This is a genomic window from Luteimicrobium album (assembly GCF_030161555.1).
Classification (GTDB): domain Bacteria; phylum Actinomycetota; class Actinomycetes; order Actinomycetales; family Cellulomonadaceae; genus Luteimicrobium; species Luteimicrobium album.
On the sequence record NZ_BSUK01000001.1, the window covers coordinates 1,501,347 to 1,514,669 of the forward strand.

General features: G+C 73.3%; 17 protein-coding genes and 1 riboswitch. Of the genes, 6 read left to right on the top strand and 11 right to left on the bottom strand.

What is annotated here, in order from left to right:
* The first annotated feature begins 14 nt into the window (after positions 1 to 14).
* A complete protein-coding gene (locus QQK45_RS07655) occupies positions 15 to 302 on the top strand; it encodes a hypothetical protein (protein ID WP_284291717.1) in 288 nt (95 codons plus the stop codon).
* A gap of 18 nt (positions 303 to 320) precedes the next feature.
* Here the strand turns inward: QQK45_RS07655 and QQK45_RS22020 are convergent, their stop codons facing one another.
* The 3 genes from QQK45_RS22020 to QQK45_RS07670 all read right to left on the bottom strand — a co-directional run bounded on the left by QQK45_RS22020 (position 321) and on the right by QQK45_RS07670 (position 2,932).
* Positions 321 to 641, bottom strand: coding sequence for a hypothetical protein (locus QQK45_RS22020; protein WP_348525174.1), 321 nt, complete (start codon positions 639 to 641; stop codon positions 321 to 323).
* A gap of 255 nt (positions 642 to 896) precedes the next feature.
* Positions 897 to 1,580, bottom strand: a complete 684-nt coding sequence (locus QQK45_RS07665) for an ArsR/SmtB family transcription factor (RefSeq protein WP_284292742.1) — start codon at positions 1,578 to 1,580, stop codon at positions 897 to 899.
* Complete coding sequence (locus QQK45_RS07670) at positions 1,577 to 2,932, bottom strand: MFS transporter (RefSeq protein WP_284292743.1); 1,356 nt, start codon at positions 2,930 to 2,932, stop codon at positions 1,577 to 1,579. Before QQK45_RS07670 ends, QQK45_RS07665 begins: the two co-directional genes overlap by 4 nt.
* Before the next feature lie 87 nt (positions 2,933 to 3,019).
* Between QQK45_RS07670 and QQK45_RS07675 the strand changes: the two genes are divergently transcribed.
* Together QQK45_RS07675 and QQK45_RS07680 are read left to right on the top strand one after the other, a co-directional pair.
* Positions 3,020 to 3,268 (top strand): DUF2630 family protein, encoded by a 249-nt coding sequence (locus QQK45_RS07675; protein ID WP_284292744.1) that lies wholly within the window; start codon positions 3,020 to 3,022, stop codon positions 3,266 to 3,268.
* Positions 3,265 to 3,669: an SRPBCC family protein gene (locus tag QQK45_RS07680; protein WP_284292745.1), complete on the top strand. Its 405-nt coding sequence runs from the start codon at positions 3,265 to 3,267 to the stop codon at positions 3,667 to 3,669. The genes QQK45_RS07675 and QQK45_RS07680 overlap by 4 nt, the downstream gene beginning before the upstream one ends.
* Here the strand turns inward: QQK45_RS07680 and QQK45_RS07685 are convergent.
* Positions 3,659 to 4,528, bottom strand: a complete 870-nt coding sequence (locus tag QQK45_RS07685; RefSeq protein WP_284292746.1) for a PhzF family phenazine biosynthesis protein — start codon at positions 4,526 to 4,528, stop codon at positions 3,659 to 3,661. The two genes, QQK45_RS07680 and QQK45_RS07685, sit on opposite strands and share 11 nt — an antisense overlap.
* Positions 4,529 to 4,557: 29 nt before the next feature.
* Positions 4,558 to 5,133 carry a YdeI/OmpD-associated family protein gene (locus QQK45_RS07690; RefSeq protein WP_284292747.1) on the bottom strand — a complete coding sequence of 192 codons (576 nt, stop codon included), beginning with the start codon at positions 5,131 to 5,133 and terminating at the stop codon, positions 4,558 to 4,560.
* Positions 5,134 to 5,961: 828 nt separating this feature from the next.
* Here QQK45_RS07690 and QQK45_RS07695 point away from each other — a divergent pair.
* Together QQK45_RS07695 and QQK45_RS07700 are read left to right on the top strand one after the other, a co-directional pair.
* Positions 5,962 to 6,756, top strand: a complete 795-nt coding sequence (locus QQK45_RS07695) for a hypothetical protein (RefSeq protein ID WP_284292748.1) — start codon at positions 5,962 to 5,964, stop codon at positions 6,754 to 6,756.
* 57 nt (positions 6,757 to 6,813) lie between these two features.
* Positions 6,814 to 7,056, top strand: coding sequence for a hypothetical protein (locus tag QQK45_RS07700; protein WP_284292749.1), 243 nt, complete (start codon positions 6,814 to 6,816; stop codon positions 7,054 to 7,056).
* Between the two features lie 91 nt (positions 7,057 to 7,147).
* Here the strand turns inward: QQK45_RS07700 and QQK45_RS07705 are convergent, their stop codons facing one another.
* The 4 genes from QQK45_RS07705 to QQK45_RS07720 form a co-directional block, all read right to left on the bottom strand.
* A complete protein-coding gene (locus tag QQK45_RS07705; RefSeq protein WP_284292750.1) occupies positions 7,148 to 7,345 on the bottom strand; it encodes a PaaI family thioesterase in 198 nt (65 codons plus the stop codon).
* A 107-nt stretch (positions 7,346 to 7,452) separates the two neighbouring features.
* On the bottom strand, positions 7,453 to 9,768 hold the full coding sequence (gene metE / locus QQK45_RS07710) for a 5-methyltetrahydropteroyltriglutamate--homocysteine S-methyltransferase (RefSeq protein ID WP_284294976.1): 2,316 nt from the start codon (positions 9,766 to 9,768) through the stop codon (positions 7,453 to 7,455).
* Between the two features lie 34 nt (positions 9,769 to 9,802).
* Positions 9,803 to 10,792 (bottom strand): methylenetetrahydrofolate reductase, encoded by a 990-nt coding sequence (locus tag QQK45_RS07715; protein WP_284292751.1) that lies wholly within the window; start codon positions 10,790 to 10,792, stop codon positions 9,803 to 9,805.
* Between the two features lie 39 nt (positions 10,793 to 10,831).
* Positions 10,832 to 10,934: riboswitch (SAM riboswitch) on the bottom strand.
* Positions 10,935 to 10,994: 60 nt separating this feature from the next.
* Positions 10,995 to 11,762, bottom strand: coding sequence for a MerR family transcriptional regulator (locus QQK45_RS07720; protein WP_284292753.1), 768 nt, complete (start codon positions 11,760 to 11,762; stop codon positions 10,995 to 10,997).
* Between the two features lie 123 nt (positions 11,763 to 11,885).
* On the opposite strand from QQK45_RS07720, the gene QQK45_RS07725 reads away from it, so the two are divergent.
* The gene (locus tag QQK45_RS07725; RefSeq protein ID WP_431310324.1) at positions 11,886 to 12,407 is read left to right on the top strand and encodes an NUDIX hydrolase; all 522 of its coding nucleotides are present in this window, start codon (positions 11,886 to 11,888) and stop codon (positions 12,405 to 12,407) included.
* 47 nt (positions 12,408 to 12,454) lie between these two features.
* On the opposite strand, the gene QQK45_RS07730 is transcribed toward QQK45_RS07725, so the two are convergent.
* Together QQK45_RS07730 and QQK45_RS07735 are read right to left on the bottom strand one after the other, a co-directional pair.
* Positions 12,455 to 12,697: a hypothetical protein gene (locus QQK45_RS07730; protein WP_284292755.1), complete on the bottom strand. Its 243-nt coding sequence runs from the start codon at positions 12,695 to 12,697 to the stop codon at positions 12,455 to 12,457.
* Positions 12,694 to 13,308: an MBL fold metallo-hydrolase gene (locus QQK45_RS07735; RefSeq protein WP_284292756.1), complete on the bottom strand. Its 615-nt coding sequence runs from the start codon at positions 13,306 to 13,308 to the stop codon at positions 12,694 to 12,696. The genes QQK45_RS07730 and QQK45_RS07735 overlap by 4 nt, the downstream gene beginning before the upstream one ends.
* Positions 13,309 to 13,323: the final 15 nt, after the last annotated feature.

Below are 13,323 nucleotides of genomic sequence, written 5' to 3' on the forward strand. Positions count from 1 at the left end.
GCATCCTTGCGGGCGTGGAGTACTACGCCGCCCCCGAAGGACGCGACGACGTTGATCAGCCCGACCGGGGCGACCTGATCGACCTCGTCAACGAGCTCGACACCGACACCAACACGTTCTTCATCGTCTTCCCACGTGACGACGACCTCGAGTGGTCCTACGCCGTCTCCAAGAAGATCAGCGCATTCGGCGGCTTCGAGCTCGACCGCTTCGATCCCGCCGCCGGCGCCCACGACATCACCACCGCCGCCGACCCCCACACCATCGCCGAAGACATCCTCACCTGGATCCGCCGGCGCTAACCCATTCCGAAACAGGCCCTAGACGGCGCGGGGGAGTCGCTGCACCCAATCCTCGGTCTGGGCCCGCGTGCGCAGGCGCACGACGACGAGGTGAGGCGCCTCGGCCGCGAGGCGCTCGTCGAGCCCACGAAGGCTGTTCCGTGTCGACCACGCCCAGCGGACGATGTGGTCGTCGTCCGTGAAGAAGGTCCGCAGCGGGGGCTCCTGGTTGCCGTTCCAGAGCACCTCGCGGCGTCGTCGGCGCCGGACGGTGCGGCCGACGACCTGCCGCATGACGACGGGCGTCGGCAGGTCGAGCCACACGATCAGCTCGGCGCGCTCGAGGATCAGCGGGCGCACCCGCCGGTACTGCCACTCGGTGACCCAGGCGGGCTGCGCGAGGACGGCGCGGACGTCGTCGACGAACGACCCGCGCGGGGTCCAGCCGGGGCCGTGGTAGAGGCCGTCGAGCTCGGTGTGGGGGGCCCGAGGCGGTCGGCGATGCGTCGGGCGAGCGTGGTCTTGCCCGCGCCGGAGACCCCGGCCACCGCGATGCGCTGCGGCACGTGCCCGACGGCGGCGACCACGTCGTCGCGCGCGCCGAGCGTGCGCGCGTCAGGCATCGGCGGCGAAGCCCTCGACGGCGGGGTCGATGGTCGGGAAGGCCAGGATCTGGACCTCGATGCGCCGGTGCTCGTCGCTGGGGCGGTCGTCGCGGCTGCGTGCGGCCCCGGCGTACTTCTCGAGCACGGCCCCGAGCTCGGTGGACAGGTCGTCGAGCTCCTCGAGCGTCAGGTAGGCGAACGAGGTCGCGTCGACCGAGGCGTCGACCCAGCGCTCGGGCTCGACGCGGTCGATCACCCGCTCGTGGAAACGCTCGAGGCTGCTCGCGCGCAGGCTCGCCCACTGCGACCCGAAGGCTCGGATGACCTCCCCGCCCGACGGCGTGTCGTACTCCCCGCCGCTGCCGCGGACGCGCAGCGCGCCCGGTGCCGCACGCCACCACCGTTCGCGCCCGGTCCCCCGCTCGGGCACCTCCTCGACGAGGCCGTGGGAGGCGAGCTGGCGCAGGTGGTAGCTCGTGGAGCCGGTGGACTCGCCGGTCTGGCGGGCGAGGGTGGTCGACGTCGCCGGCCCGGCCGTGACGAGGAGGTCCCACAGGCGGACCCGGAGCGGGTGGGAGAGCGCCTTGAGGGTCGCCAGGTCGAGGTCGCGCGCGTCGTCGAGGACGTCGGCGACCACCTCGGCGGGGCGGCGTGCGTCCGGACCTGCGGCGTCGACGTCGGGCGAGGTGCTCATGTCTCGAGCGTACTGACCGTCACCGCCTCGGCGGCTGGTCCCTCGGCCTTGGCCGGGGTGTCGTCGGCGCCGGCGTCCCCGGACACGGTGCTCTCTGCGGCCGTGAGCGCGCGGTGCACGCGAGCACCCATGACGAGCACGATGACGAGGGAGAGCGCGCCGCCGATCAGCAACGGCAGGCGCAGCCCCGCACGGGCGACGAGCCCGCCGAGGAGCGTGGCGACGGGGGTGAGCCCCCATCCCACGGTCCTCCACGTGCCGTTGACGCGGCCGAGGAGCTCGCCCGGGATGAGGGATTGGCGGACCGTCATGGCGTTGGTGTTCCAGATCATCACGAACATGGCGGCGAGCGCGAAGGCGACGCAGCCGGCGACCTGCCCACCGAGGCTGGCGGGGACCAGGCCGAGGAGGACGAGCGCCGGTCCGGTGAGCAGCTCGCTCCCGACCATCGAGGTGGCCCGGCCGAAGCGACGGCGCACCCGCCCGACGAGCGTCGCCCCGGCGAGGCCTCCGACCGCGGCGAGCGCGGTGAAAGCGCCGACCGCACCCTGCGGGATGCCCAGCCCGTTCACCACGTAGACGACCAGGGCGCCCTGGGCGAACGTGAGCGCGGTCGCGCTGAGCGTCGAGAAGATCCAGAGGGGCCGCAGGGTGTCGTGCTGCCAGAGGAACCGTGCGCCCTCGACGAGCTCGTGGACGAACCCCTGCCGGGGGACCGGTGTCGGCGAGCCGGACGCGGGGGTGGGGGACGCCGTCGGGCGGTCGGCGGAGCGGGCGCGGGCGGCGGCCGCCGGGAGCGTGAGGGCGAGCGCGGCGGAGCCCGCGAACGTGAGGGCGGAGAGCGCGAAGGGCAGCGGCTCGGAGAGAGCGAAGAGCGCCGCGCCGATCGGCATCGCGACGAAGCCCTGCATGACCATCTCGCCGGCCTGGAAGCGGCTGTTCGCAGGGTCGAGCTGCTCGCGGGGCGTGACGGCGGGGACGAGGGCCTGGGCGCCGCCGTCGAAGGCCGTCTCCATGCTGCCGAGGACGAAGACCGCGACGACGAGCGTCCACAGGGGCAGGTGGTGGGTCGCGACGAGCATCCCGAGGCTCGTGGCCACGAGGAACCGCACGGTGTTCGCGGTGCCCATGACGCGGCGACGGTCGTGGCGGTCGACGAGCCCGCCGGACGCGATGGCGAACAGCAGCCACGGCAGGAAGCTCGCGGCGACGATCGCGGAGACGGCGAAGGGGTCGTCGGTGAGTCGGAGCGCGAGGAGCGGTGCGGCGGCCGCGAGGAGGCCGTCGGCGAGGTTGGAGGCGAGGGACGCGCTCCAGAGCCGGTAGAAGGAACCGCCGAGTGCAGAGGACATGTTGCAAAGATAGCTCTGCAAAGAAGGGTTGGCAAGAGGTCGGCCGCCGCCCGTGCCGCGAGCGCGAGAGCGAACTAGCGTGGGCTCATGGCCGACGACCCCGACATCCACCGCACCATCAGCTCGCTCGTCGAGGAGGAGAAGACGCTGCGCGCCCAGCTCGCGGACCGCGAGATCGGGGAGTCCGACGAGCACGCCCGGCTCCGCGCCGTCGAGACGCAGCTCGACCAGTGCTGGGACCTGCTCCGCCAGCGCGACGCCCTCCGCGACGCGGGCCGCAACCCCGACGACGCCCGGGTGCGCCCGAGCGACGTCGTCGAGGGCTACCTGGAATGACCGACGAGTCGCGGCACGTCAGCGTGCGGGTCCCGCGCCCTGCCGCGGAGGTCTACGCGTACGCGTCGGACCCCGCGCACCTGCCGGAGTGGGCGGCGGGCCTCGCGTCCGGGGTGGTCCACGACGGCGACCGGTGGTTCGCCGACTCGCCCATGGGCCGCGTCGAGCTGCGCTTCGCGCCGCCCAACGACTTCGGTGTGCTCGACCACGACGTCGTCGAGCCCGACGGCACGACGACGTCCAACCCGATGCGGGTGGTGCCCGCGCCGGGCGGCTCGGAGGTGATCTTCACCGTGCGTCGTCGGGGGATGAGCGACGCCGAGCTCGAACGCGACGTCGCGGCGGTGCACGCCGACCTGGAGGCGCTGGCGCGCGTCGTGGAGTCGCGCGCTACAGCGTGACGGTGCCGGTCACGCAGGTGACCGTGCCGCCGCCCACCCGGACGGTGCCGTCTGCGGCACGGGTCACGTGCACGCGCCCGTCGCGGCCGAGCGCGGTGCCCTGGCGGGCGACGTAGCGGTCGGGTGCGCGCCCCGTCGACGTGAGCCACTGGCCGATCACCGCGTTGAGGCTCCCCGTCACCGGGTCCTCGGGGACCGAGATGCCGGGCACGAACCCGCGGACCTCGAAGGCCGGCTCGTCGGGGGCGGTCGTACCCGTCGGCCCGACGACGCCGATGGCCCGAAAGCGTTCCACGTCCACCCCCGACCAGTCCGGGGCGAGGGAGAGGACCCGCTCGGCCGAGTCGAGCAGGAGGACCCGCCAGCCGGGGCCGTTGTCGAGCAGGCGGTGGTCGACGACGGCGCCCGCGGGGATCCCGAGAGCCGTCACGAACGCGTCGAGCGTCTCGGGCTCGAGCGGCTCGTCGGCGAGGAGGTCGGGCGCCTCGAACGCGAGGGCGTCGCCGTCCCGGTGCACCGCCACCAGCCCGACGCCGCACTCCTGCACGACGACGCCCGCCCGGTGCGGGGTGCCGCCCGCCTCGAGCCACGCGTGGCACGAGCCGAGCGTCGGATGCCCGGCGAACGGTAGCTCGCCCGCCGGCGTGAAGATCCGGAGCCGGTAGTCGGCGCCCTCCGCCGCGCCCTCCGGGGTCGGCGGGAGCAGGAACGTCGTCTCCGACAGGTTCGTCCAGCGCGCGAACGCCGCGAGGCGGTCGTCGTCCAGCCCGACGGCGTCGTGCACCACCGCGACCGGGTTGCCGAGCAGCGGCTCGTGCGTGAAGACGTCGACCTCGCGGTACGGGAAGGATGCGCTCACCGGGCCAGCCTAGACAGACTGCCCGGGGCTCACGCGGACTTTTCCCGGAGCCTCGCGACGAGCAGGTCGATCCGCCGCGTGCGGGTCGCGTCGGTGGTCGCCGTGAGGATCGGGAAGAGCGCGCTGAAGCGGTCCGAGCCGGTGAGGGCCGCGAACGCCGCTTGCGCCGCTGGCTGCCGGGCGAGCGCCTCCGCGAGCTCGGGCGGGGCCTCCGCGGTGGCCGGTCCGGCGTAGGCGCGGTCCCAACGGCCGTCCTCCTGGGCTCGCGCGACCTCCGTCCGGCCACGGTCCCGGAGCCGGCCCTCGGCCTCGAGGCGGGCGATCGCCTCGACGTTGCGCCTCGACCAGATCGACCGGGCCCGGCGCGGGGTGAAGCGCCGCAGGAACGTCGCGTCGTCGAGGCTCTTGACCTGTCCGTCGATCCACCCGCTGCACAACGCCTCGTCGAGTGCCTCCGCGTACGTGAGGGACGTCGGGTCGGTGGTGCCCTTCTTCGCCAGGAGGAGCCAGACGCCGTCGTGGGTGTCCTCGTTGAGGGTCAGCCACTCGCGCCACGCGGCGTGGTCGGCGACGACGAACGGCTCGGGTGCGGCGGGCTGGGTCATGCGCCCACGCTCCCAGGCGCCGGTGACACGGCCCCGTCACACGGCCATGAAAGGCTGCCCAAATCGGGCCGCCCTGATATAACTCTAGTTATAGTAAATGGAGTTACACCTGGAGGTGCTGTGCTCGAGCGACCGGACGACCTCTTCGACCGTACGACCGAGTGGGCCGACCTGTCGGACCTCTCGACGAGCGACGCGTCGGGGATGCTTCTCGGCGTCGTGTCGGGTCGCCGCAGGCACGGCAAGAGCTTCCTCCTGCGCCGCATCGTGTCGGCCGCCGGTGGCCTCTACCACCAGGCGCTCGAGGTCGGCCGCTCCCAGGCGCTCCAGGCTTTCGCGGACGATGTCGCGCGCGCACGATCGCTCCCCACGGGCACGCTCCGGTTCGACGAGTGGGAGACCGCCTTGCGGTTCGCCCTCGATCTGCCGGCGGAGGGGCCGCGCGCGCCACCGGGCCCGGCGCGCCCCGCGGGGTCCTTGTCATCGACGAGCTCCCGTACCTCCTGGGGCACTCCCCGAGATCCCCTCGGTCCTGCAGCTCCTCTACGACGAGAGCCACCAGCGACCGGACGCTCGGCGCACCACGGTCGTCCTCTGCGGCTCTGCGCTCTCCGTGATGCTCGACCTGCTCTCCGGTGCCCAGCCGCTTCGCGGTCGGGCGCGCCTCGAGATGCGTCTCCGGGCGTTCGACTACAGGCTCGCGGCGCGGTACTGGGAGATCGAGGACCCGGCCGTGGCGTTTCGTGTCGATGCGGTCCTCGGTGGCACGCCCGGGTACAAGGCACTCGTGTCCTCGCCCCCGCCGAGGAAGCTCCGGGGGCTCCCCGCGTGGGTCGGTGCCGAACTGATGTCCCCCTCGCGTGCACTCTACAGCGAGAAGGACTACCTCCTGCGGGAGGACCCCGGATCACCGACAAGGCGGTCTACAACTCGATCCTGTCGGCCGTCGCGCGTGGGGCGCACAAGGCGACCGAGATCGGCGGTGTCGTCTCGCGTGACCTCAACCAGCTGCGATACCCGCTGTCGGTCCTCGAGGGCGCCGGCTTCCTTCGCCGCGTCGAGGACCAGCTCACCGGCCGTCGTCCGCTCTACTTCCTGGCCGACCCGATCGTCCGCTTTGCCGAGACCGTGGTCGAGCCGTACCGCTACCTTCTCGAGGAAGGGGAGATCAGGGATGCCTGGGAGGTCGCACAGCCGGCCCTGTCGAGCAGGATCCTCGGTCCCCACTTCGAGCACCTGGCTCGGGTGTGGACGAGCCGGTACTCCGGTGACCGGTGGGGTGAGCGACTCGGCGGCGTCGGGCCCGCGGTCATCTCCGACGCTCGAAGCCGGTCGCAGCACGAGCTCGACGTCGTCGGGCTCGCACGCGGTCACGACTCGGGCAAGAAGGACGCTCGCATCGTGGTCCTCGGTGAGGCGAAGTCGACGACGAAGAAGCGAACGTTGTCGGACCTCGCGCGCCTCGAGGCAATCCGTGACGGCCTCGTCACGCGCGGCTACGACGCCCGTGACGCCAACCTGGCGGTCTTCAGCCGGGAGGGGTTCGACTTCAACCTGACCGAGGCCGCGTCGACGCGCGCCGACGTTCATCTCGTCGACCTGGCTCAGCTCTACGAGCTGTAGAGGCACTTCCACGGACGCCGGGCGACCGGGATCGCGCGCGGGCGGTATTTTGGGACCATGACCGCGCAGCAGACCCCCGCTCCGTCGCACGAGCCGTTCACCGTCACCCGCACCGAGCGTCGCCCGGGCGCGTGGCTGCGCTTCGTCCCGCTGTTCGTGCTCTTCGTCGTCGGGATGTTCCTCATGGGCGCGGGTGCCTCGTGGGGCGACGACGGCAACGGGAACGCGTGGGTCTTCAGCCTCGGCCTCGTCGTGGCGTGCTCGCCGTTCTTCGTCGGGATGACGTTCCACAAGCACTGACGCACCACCCCACGGACCAGCCCCGGGCCGGGAGTGCCTCGCCCTCCCGGCCCGGCCGGCTTCGTCTGTGCTTGTCCGAAGGCGGGCGCCCTCAGCGGTAGATCATGCAGGTCGTGGTCCCGTGCGCGACGAGCCTCCCGTCGTCGTCGACGACCTTGCCCTCGGCGATCGCGGTGCTGCGGCCGGCGTGGATGATCGTGCCCGTGCCCGTCAGGGTGCGGCCGTCGACCGGGACGGTACGGATGTAGTTGACCTTGAGCTGGTCCTCGGTGAAGGGGAGCTTCGTCATGCCGGGACTCGAGGAGGTCGCGCGGGCGGGTCACGGGCACCTTCGTGCGCGTGCCGCGAAGGGCCGGGCCCGCTGCGCGCGTGCCCGGCCCTTCGTCGTCGTGAGCGTCAGAGCGTCGCGCGGACCTCGCGCGCTGCGGCGACCAGGTGCTCGAGCGACGGGTTCACCTCGGCGTAGCCGCGGGTCTTGAGGCCGCAGTCGGGGTTGACCCACAGGAGCGTCGGGTCGACGGTCTTGACCGCGAGCTCCAGCAGCTCGACGACCTCGCCGGTGGACGGGACGCGCGGGCTGTGGATGTCGTAGACCCCCGGCCCGACGCCGCGGCCGAAGCCCTCGTCGCGCAGCTCGGGCAGGATCTCCATGCGCGAGCGGGCCGCCTCGATCGAGGTGACGTCGGCGTCGAGGTGGTCGATCGCGCCGATGACCTCGCCGAACTCCGAGTAGCACAGGTGCGTGTGGATCTGCGTGTCCGGGCGCACCCCGGCGGTCGCGAGACGGAACGACCCGACCGACCAGTTGAGGTAGGTCTCCTGGTCGGCCTTGCGCAGCGGGAGCAGCTCACGCAGCGCGGGCTCGTCGACCTGCACGACGGCGATGCCCGCCGCCTCGAGGTCGGCGATCTCGTCGCGCAGGGCAAGGCCGAGCTGGTTCGCGGTCTCGGCGAGCGGCACGTCGTCGCGGACGAACGACCACGCCATGATCGTCACCGGCCCAGTCAGCATGCCCTTGAGGGGCTTCTCGGTCAGCGACTGCGCGTACGTGGTCCAGCGGACCGTCATGGGCTCGGGCCGCGACACGTCGCCCCACAGGATCGACGGGCGGGTGCAGCGCGACCCGTACGACTGGACCCAGCCGTTCGACGTGACCGCGAAGCCGTCGAGCAGCTCCGCGAAGTACTGGACCATGTCGTTCCGCTCGGCCTCGCCGTGCACGAGGACGTCGAGGCCCAGCTCCTCCTGGAGCGTCACGACCCGCGCGATCTCGTCGCGCATGGCCTGCTCGTACGCCTCGGTCGACAGCTCGCCCTTCGCGTGCGCGGCGCGCGCCCTGCGGATGTCGACGGTCTGCGGGAACGACCCGATCGTCGTCGTCGGGAGGGGCGGGAGGGCGAGGCGCGAGGCCTGCTCGGCCACGCGCGCGTCGTGCTCGCCGCGCTCGAAGTCGTGCCGCGACAGCGCGGCGGTGCGAGCGCGGACGGCGTCCACGCGCACCCCGGCGGCGTCGCGGCGGGAGGCCACCGCGTCCGACGACGCTCGGACCTCGTCGGCGACCGCGTCGCGGCCGTCCGTGAGCGCCTTCGCGAGCACGGCGACCTCGGCGACCTTCTGGTCCGCGAACGCGAGCCACGCGTGCAGGTTCGCGTCGAGGGTCGCGTCGTCCCAGCGCTCGGTCGTCACGTCGTGCGGGACGTGCTGGAGCGACGTCGACGTGCCGACGACGACGCCCGCCGCACCGAGCCCCTGCGCCCGCTCGAGCAGGTCGAGCTTGGCGGCGAGGTCGGCGCGCCAGATGTTCCGGCCGTCGACGACGCCCGCGACGAGCGTCTTCGACTCCAGCCCGTCCACGGGACCGGTCGGCAGGGCGCCCCGGACGAGGTCGAGCGCGACCGCCTCGACGTCCGTCGCGGCGACGACGGGGAGGGCCGCGCCCAGGCTGCCGTACGACGCCTGGAGCAGGATCGCCGGCCGCTCGGCCGCATCGAGCTCGGTCGCGAGCACGCGGTACGCCTCGGTCACCGCGGCGCGGGTGGCCTCGGGTGTGACGTCGCTCGTGTCCGTGAGGTGGTCCGCGACCAGGCCCGACTCGTCGAGCTGGACCCACGTCGCCCCGGCCTCACGCAGCTCGCGCAGCAGCCCCGCGTACACGGGGAGCAGGTCGCCCAGGCGGGACAGCGGCGAGAACCCGGCGGGTGCGTCGTCGGATGGCTTGGCGAGCAGGAGGAAGCTCACGGGCCCGACGACGACCGGCCGGGTCTCGTAACCCTCCGCCACGGCCTCGGTCACCTGCGCGACGAGGCGGGCGGCGTCGAGCGCGAACGTCGTGTCCGGGCCGATCTCGGGGACGAGGTAGTGGTAGTTCGTGTCGAACCACTTGGTCATCTCGAGCGGCGCGCGCTCACCGGCGTCGCCGGACGTGCCGCGCGCGGCCGCGAAGTACGCGTCGAGCCCGGTGAGCCCGTCGAACCGGCGGGGCAGCGCGCCGACGGTCACCGCGGCGTCGAGCACCTGGTCGTAGAACGAGAACGTCTCGGGGATCGCGGCGCCCGTGCGGGCGAGGCCGAGCTCCGCGAGCCGGGCGCGCGTGCGGGAGCGGAGCGCGGCGGCCTGGGCCTCGAGCTCGCCTGCGTCGATGCGGCCGGCCCAGAAGGACTCGACGGCCTTCTTGAGCTCGCGGTTCGGGCCGATCCGGGGGTAGCCGAGGATCGTGCCCGGGGAAGGGCGGCAGTGGTCATGTCAGTCATCCGTCTCTCTCGGTGGATGCGCTGACCCGCGGCCCTCTGGCCAGGTCCGACGCGTCGGTCGCGCCGCCGCCGAGGTGGACGCCCTCGAGCAGGTCCAGTGCAGCTTCGTGCTTGTTGAACGTGTAGATGTGCAGCCCGGGCGCGCCGGCGTCGAGGACCGCCCGGGCGACCTCGACGGTGCGCGCGACGCCGATCGCGTGGCGCGCGGCGTCGTCGGGCGCGGCCTCGAGCGCGGGCAGCACGTGCCGGGGCACGGGGACGCCCGTGAGCTCCTCGACGCGGTGCAGGCGACGGGGCTCCGTCATGGGGAGGAGGCCCGCGAGGATCGGGATCGTGACGCCCGCCGCGCGGGCGGCGTCGACGAACGCGACGTACGTCTCCGCCTCGTAGAAGAGCTGGGTGATCGCGAAGTCGGCGCCGGCCTGCTGCTTCTCGAGCAGGCGCTGGACCTCCTGCTCGGGCGTCGTGCCGGCGGCCGGGTTGCCACCCGGGAACGTCGCGACGGCGATGGTCAGGGGGCGGGCGGCGGAGCGCAGGGCGTTGCCCGGGTGGGCGGCGCAGCGCTCGGCCTCGACCTCGCGCAGCAGCGCCACCAGGGCGTCCGACGACGTCAGGCCGTCCGGGTCGGGCTGCCAGTCCGGGTGGTTGACGGGCGGGTCGCCGCGCAGCGCGAGGAAGGAGCGGACGCCGTCGGACAGGAAGTCGTCGATGATCTCGGCGACGTCGTGCCGGGCGGCACCGACGCAGGTCAGGTGGGCGATCGGCAGGACCGGCGTCTCGCGCAGGAGACGCGCGACGACCTCCCGGGCCGTGTGTCGGTCGTTGCCCGCCGCGCCGTAGGTGACCGAGATGAAGTCGGGGCGCGCGGCGACGAGCCGCTCGGCCACGCCCCAGAACTTGGGCGCGGCCGACGGGTTGCGCGGCGGCATGAGCTCGAAGCTCACCGTCGGGCGGCTGGTCGCCACGGAGGGCAAGGCGACGCTCATGCGGACGCCTCGAAAACAGTTGCCTCTACGAACACGGTCTCTCCATCGGACCTGGCGTTAGCACCCTCGTCCCTCGGGAGGCTTCCGTTGGGGGTTGCTGCGGTGTCGACGAGCCAGGACTCTCGACCGCTCTGGATGGTGACGTCGATGCTACGCGCGGGTCATCCAGCGGACCAGGGTTCGTCCGGGAGGTGAGACGGCGCTACGCGCGCCCCTCGACGAACGCGACCAGGGCGTCCCGGACGAACCGTGCGCCGTCCTCGCCGCCGTAGGTCGCGGCGAACCGCGGGTCCGCGACGTACGTCTCCGCCAGCCCGACGACGTACGCGTCGGGCGCGTCCCGGCCGTCCGGAGTCCGGGGCGTCCCTGGGATCGACGCGAGCCACGCCACGCGCTCGCGCGCGAGCTCCTGTGCCTCCGCCGACGTCGGGTCGACGCCACGGCCGGCCGCTTCCCGCCAGGCCGCGACCCGGGCGGCGCTGCGTTCCTGCCAGGCGGCCCGGTCGTCGTCGGACATCCCACGCCACCACCCGTCGCTCCGCGCGTACGCGTCCCTGCCCCACCGCTGCTCGACCTCCTCGCGGTACTGCGTGTGGTCGAAGCCCTCGAACATCTGCTCAGCCACCGGTTCCTCGCCTTCCTCGATCGTGCGGACCGTGCGCTCGACCGTCTCGATCTGGCGCGCGATCCGCTCCTGCTCGGCGCGCAGCCACGCGGCGTGGGCGCGCAGCGCACGGGCCTCGTCGGGCTGGCTCTCCAGGGCCTGCGCGATCTGCGGCAGCCCGAGGCCCAGGTCGCGCAGCAGCAGGATGCGTTGCAGGCGGACGAGCGCGTCGGCGTCGTAGTAGCGGTACCCGTTCGAGCCGATCCGGCTCGGTCGGAGGAGGCCGACGTCGTCGTAGTGGCGCAGGGTGCGGCTCGTCGTGCCGGCGAGGCGCGCGACCTCCTGGATGGACCGGTCCGTGCTCATGGGATCGAGCGTAGAAGTTGACGCCGCGTCAAGGTCAAGCGGGACGCCGGGTCGCGGCTAGGGTCGAGCGGTGAGTGCTGTCGACGCCTTTCCTGCCACTGCCTTGTCGCGGACCCTGCGTACCTGGCCCGCGCCCGACGGCGACCAGTCCGCCCTTCGCGACGCCTACCGCGCGTTCGTGGCCGGGCAGGGCGAGGGGCTGCTCGCCGCGACGGCGGACCCGAGCACCTCACGGCCAGCGCGTTCGTCCTCTCGGAGGACCTGACGCGCGTGCTGCTCTGTTACCACCGCAAGGGGCAGTTCTGGGTCCAGGTCGGCGGCCACGTGGAACCGTCCGACGCGTCGCTGCCCGACGCCGCGCTGCGGGAGGCCCGCGAGGAGTCCGGGCTCACCGACGTCCGGCTCGTCACGACCGAGCCCGCCGACCTCAACCGGCACGAGCTCGCCGCGGCGTTCGGGGCGTGCCGTGCCCACTGGGACGTCGGGTACGTGGCGCTCGCGTCCACGAGCGACCGGGTCGTCGTGAGCGACGAGAGCGAGGACGTCCGGTGGTTCGACGTCGACGCCCTGCCCAACGACGTGCCGGAGAACCTGCCGTCGCGGGTCGCCTATGCCATCGGGCGGGCGCGCTCCGCGCTCGGCTGATCGTGCGGGCATGTTCGTGATCGCCCGGGAGGGCGCCGACCGTCACGTCATCGGTCGGAGAGCCCGTCCTCGGTCGACACGTCCCAGGCGGCTTCTTCGAGAGGGAGCGCCGCCGGGACACCCGGCGCGAGGACCTGGAGGCGCCCGGCGAGGCCGGCGTCCTCGAAGGCCGTCCGGACGTCGTCGACGGACTCGGTGAAGTGCGCCCACGAGTCGGCGTGCACCGGCACGACGAGCGCGTCCCCGAGCAGGCCGGCCGCCTCGGCCGCGTCCGTGCCGCGGAGCGTCACGGTCTGCCCGGGAAGCGGCCGACGTCGGCGGCGCCGGCGTTGAGGATCGCGACGGCGATCCCGGGGAACCGCGCGGCGATCTCCCCGACCAGCGCGACCGACGCGTTGTCGCCCGACGCGTAGACCGTGGGCGCGTCGGCGGCCTCGAGCACGAAGCCCGTGACGGGGCCGCTGAGCGTCGGGGCGTCCGCACCCTCCGGGCCGTGCAGCGCGGGCACGGCCGTGACGACGAGCCCGGGTGCGCCGTCGAGCTCGATCGCCTTCCACGGCTCGAGCCCCGTGACGCCCGGGACGCGGTCCGCCGCGGCCGGCGTCGAGAGGACGGGGACGCCGTCGGCGAGGACCCGCTCCACGAGCGCACGGCCTGAGGCGTCGAGGTTGTCGGGGTGCTGGTCGTGCGAGACGAGCACCAGGTCGACGGGCTCGACGGCGTCCGCCGACAGGGCTGGGCCCGCGAGCTTGGTGAGGGTGACGGCGCCCTCGTAGCTGCGCGGCTCGTCGAAGGTGGGGTCGACGAGGACGCGGAGGCCGGCGTACTCGAGGAGCACGGTCGGGCCCCCGACGAGGGTCGCGCGGACGGTGGTGCCGGACGGTGCGGGGACGGTGGTCATGCGCCCAGCGTTGCG